Annotated in this window: 6 protein-coding genes; 5 read left to right on the top strand and 1 reads right to left on the bottom strand. The window is 63.9% G+C overall.

The window, feature by feature from the left end; genetic code table 11:
• Positions 1 to 4 precede the first annotated feature (4 nt).
• From AB0395_RS47885 to AB0395_RS47875, 3 genes are all read left to right on the top strand, one after another.
• The gene (locus AB0395_RS47885; RefSeq protein ID WP_366294971.1) at positions 5 to 181 is read left to right on the top strand and encodes a Scr1 family TA system antitoxin-like transcriptional regulator; all 177 of its coding nucleotides are present in this window, start codon (positions 5 to 7) and stop codon (positions 179 to 181) included.
• A gap of 368 nt (positions 182 to 549) precedes the next feature.
• Positions 550 to 918: a hypothetical protein gene (locus AB0395_RS47880; RefSeq protein ID WP_366294968.1), complete on the top strand. Its 369-nt coding sequence runs from the start codon at positions 550 to 552 to the stop codon at positions 916 to 918.
• Positions 919 to 1141: 223 nt separating this feature from the next.
• Entirely contained in the window at positions 1142 to 1336 is a 195-nt protein-coding gene (locus tag AB0395_RS47875) for a hypothetical protein (RefSeq protein WP_366294965.1), read from the top strand.
• Between the two features lie 282 nt (positions 1337 to 1618).
• On the opposite strand, the gene AB0395_RS47870 is transcribed toward AB0395_RS47875, so the two are convergent.
• Positions 1619 to 2110: a hypothetical protein gene (locus AB0395_RS47870; protein ID WP_366294962.1), complete on the bottom strand. Its 492-nt coding sequence runs from the start codon at positions 2108 to 2110 to the stop codon at positions 1619 to 1621.
• Positions 2111 to 2408: 298 nt separating this feature from the next.
• Here AB0395_RS47870 and AB0395_RS47865 point away from each other — a divergent pair, with 298 nt between their 5' ends.
• Positions 2409 to 2717, top strand: coding sequence for a hypothetical protein (locus AB0395_RS47865; protein WP_366294959.1), 309 nt, complete (start codon positions 2409 to 2411; stop codon positions 2715 to 2717).
• 188 nt (positions 2718 to 2905) lie between these two features.
• Entirely contained in the window at positions 2906 to 3160 is a 255-nt protein-coding gene (locus AB0395_RS47860) for a hypothetical protein (protein WP_366294956.1), read from the top strand.
• Positions 3161 to 3411: the final 251 nt, after the last annotated feature.

Genomic DNA, 3411 nt, shown 5'->3' with positions numbered 1-3411 from the left:
TGTCATGCGCGGGCAGTTGGAACACCTTCTGAAAGCCACGATGCGACCGAGGGTCACCATCCAGGTGATCCCCTTCGATGTGGGCGCCTATGCCGCGCTGACGCCCCCGTCTTGGTGCTCTCCTTCAAAGGCGCCCCCGACATCGTGTACATGGAGAACGCGAAAGCCGCACAGATTCTGATTGATTTCTGATCGATCAGATTGATCCGGCCGGATCCCCCTTTCATCAACTCAGTTCGGCGTCGTGCGCCCCGCGCGCTGAGGCATGCCGCTGAACTGGCGGAAGGGAACGTTATGGGGAAAAGAAAGGCAGCATGCCCGCAGTGCGGATACACCGACCTGGTTGAGACCCACCGGCTCACCAGCGACAACCATGTCGTGATCGCCTTCGACTGCAGAGGGTGCGGCCACTCGTGGGAGGCGAGGCGCCGCCGGTAGAGGGTGACTGATCTACCCGAGCCCCCATCTCCGCACTGGAGGCGGGGGCGTCCTACTGTCCGCCTGCCTCACCTGGCCGCCGAGCCGTACCCTCACCACCTGATCTCTTACGTGACCGGCGACGCAACCCACCTCCACGGCAAAACCCCGAAAATCATCGCCCACGTGTTTTTGTCTGCGTTCACCGTGTCGCCGTTCGCTATTGACGACCGAACTCCCGTAACCATCCATGATGGATACATGCCCGCGGACTACACGATTCAGATCCAAATGGCAGACATTGAAGAGGGCGATTGGATAGTCAGCCGGTTGCGGAACGTCACCGACGAACGCACCCCCCGCGACCTGGCCATTGCGACGATGGAGCGCAATTTTGTCGCTGACGGCGCCGACTGGCGGGTACGGGTCTGGCTCGGCCATGATGCTGACCCCGACACTAAACCGGCATACGAGGTGAGTTGGAATGAATATGAATCATAATGTCGCCTGTCTGGCGTCTCTCGACGTTAATCCAGCCTCATGCGACCGCATGCACCCACACGCGAGCGACACCATCGAAGCCAGCTCAGACGATCAGGTCGAGAGCAGCGATCAGGCAGCGTGCTACTGAAAGCGGACGGTCAACAGTTGCCGTGACAGCCTGAAGATTGGGGCATCTCGCGTCTTCCTACGCACGATCACCCCGCCACGCCACCATGAGCGCGTGGACGACTTCGACCAGCTGATCGCCGACCTCGACCGGCGTGGCGCCTGGGCCTGGCTCTGCCTCGCCGCCGGAGGGACGCGCGAGGAGGCGAACGCCATCATGCGAGGCGAGGGCAAGAAGGATCGGCCGACCTCGCCCCGGTACCGCCACACCGTGAGATCGCCGTCTTCGTCGAGCCCGTACACCGCGTGAGCCGTCCACCCGGGCGCGATCATGTAGGCGCCCGGGTCGTCGGTGATCGGCTGGCTGGTCAGCACCATCCCGTCAAGCGGGCCGCCGTGCAGGGACACGTTCATCGTCATGACGCCAGCACAGCACAAAGCGGCCCCAGCCGCCCTCCATACATGAGGGCGAGCGGGGCGCTCTGCTGTCCAGGCCCATTGCGTCCGTCATCCCCGACCGCGTAACCCCCTTCAGCTCAAGGAGGGCGCTCACGGGAGCACGCGCCGGCCCGGCCCGGGAGAGGTCAGTCCCTTATTGCCACTCGATGGAGCTGGTCTTGTCGTTCATGGAGCCGAACCACCCGCTGGAGTTGCTCCAGTCGGTGCTATCTCCCCTGAAGTCGAAGTGCTCATAGTGATTGACCTGGCAGTCACCATAGGAACGGAAGGAGGAGATCTTGTCGTTCCACTGGCCAAGATTCTCAGAAACATCCAAATTGACTCGAGTCAAGACATCGTGTTCGGGAGTGCAGGCAGGATACGAAATGTGTAAGGTCGTGCTGTTACCACCGTAGTTGCCGTGCTCAAACTCAGTACTGAGAGGGACCCAACTACCCCGCATGGTCGCCTGGTCGTTGGTCTGGCCAAGAGCGTTCATGCGGCGGTCGAATTCGGGGTCGGCCATGGCGGTGGCGGCTTCGCGGGGAGCGTCGGTGATCCTCCCGCCAGTGGCGTCGGCGATGGCCTCGGTGAAGGCCGTCACCGTGGAAACCACGGCGGCGGACAGGGTGAGAGAGCGCATCATTCGATCGACCTCCGACTGGATGGGGCGGCAACAGGTCACTGACCGCCCATCACCGTGACCCGCCTCTGCACTTGATCTGTCATCGCCACGTCATGATCATGTAACGGCTCGCAAGACCAGGTCCCGTCCCCGGTGCCGATGAGTCGTGAGCGGGCAGGGCGCTCTGCCGTTCAGGCCTGGCGAAACAGCCTGCGGACGGCACGCCATGCAGCCGAAATATGGAAAACCGAGAGCTCCCCAGCCTCGCCGATCGGTGCTCACCTTGAGGTGTCCTCCTACCCGGCCGTAAGGAGTCACCGTGAAGATCCGTCGATTATCAGCCGCAGCCCTGCTCGCGGCAGCGTTGGGCACCGCCACCCTGGTCGGCGCCACACCCGCCGCCGCACTGCCCACCGGATGCAGAATCATCGCCGACAACCCCTACCAGGGCATGGTTGTGGGCGTATGTGACGGCGGCACCGGCCAGTACAGGACCTACTGCATCTACTACAACCCGCAAGGTCTTCCCGCATCGAACTACGGCCCGTGGGTCTCCCCCACCAACTCCTCCGTTGCCTGGTGCCCCAAGACCAGCAGGATCGGCGCCTTATTCGAGTTCCGCGACTGACAGCGGCGGCGGACACGACGGAAGCGCCCCGCCATCCTGAGGGACAGCGAGGCGCGCCACCGTTCAGGCCCGGCGAAACAGCCACGGAACACAGACCATGCAGCCGAAATATGGGAAACCGGGAGCTCCTCACCCTCGCCGATCGGTGCTCCTCTGAAGGTGTCCTTCCGCCCGACTGAGGAGCCACCATGAAGATCCGCCGACTGCCCGCCGCAGCCCTGCTTGTCGCGGCGCTGGGCACCGCCGTCCTGGCTGGCGCAGCGCCCGCCGCCGCCCTCGCGGGCGACCCTCCCCCGTCGGTCACGCGCGGCCCCTTCCCCACCTTGGCGCAGTGCCAGGCGGATCGGGATCACATCATCCAGCGCTATGGGGCGCACGCCTATGTCACCCAGTGCTGGAGCACCTCGCTCGGCTACTACTTCAAGGCCGTCTCCATCGACTGAGCCAGCGGGCGTGCCTCGGCCACCAGCGCGGGGCGCGCCCGGTCAGCCTCTGGCGGCCTTCTGCAGCGCCATCCACACCCCGTGCCGGTCCCGTGTTCAGGCCTGGCGAAACAGCCTCAGGCCACGGACCATGCGGCCGAAATATGAGGAAACGTTAGGGCTTGCAGATAATTAACACGCTGAGTTGATCTCTGAGGGGAAGGCGTCGGTGCTAAGGGCGTAAGCGGTGAGGTCTGCTGCGGTGTAGAGGC

This window comes from Streptosporangium sp. NPDC051023, assembly GCF_040689595.1.
Lineage (GTDB): Bacteria > Actinomycetota > Actinomycetes > Streptosporangiales > Streptosporangiaceae > Streptosporangium.
Note: the sequence above shows the minus strand (reverse complement) of the source record. Positions and strands in the feature narration are given on the sequence as shown.

What these genes read in the sequence shown, in the direction of transcription:
- AB0395_RS47860 (WP_366294956.1), top strand. Translation starts at nt 2,906, where the DNA reads ATGAAGATCCGCCGACTGCCCGCCGCAGCCCTGCTTGTCGCGGCGCTG.
- AB0395_RS47870 (WP_366294962.1), bottom strand. Translation starts at nt 2,110, where the DNA reads ATGATGCGCTCTCTCACCCTGTCCGCCGCCGTGGTTTCCACGGTGACG.
- AB0395_RS47885 (WP_366294971.1), top strand. Translation starts at nt 5, where the DNA reads ATGCGCGGGCAGTTGGAACACCTTCTGAAAGCCACGATGCGACCGAGG.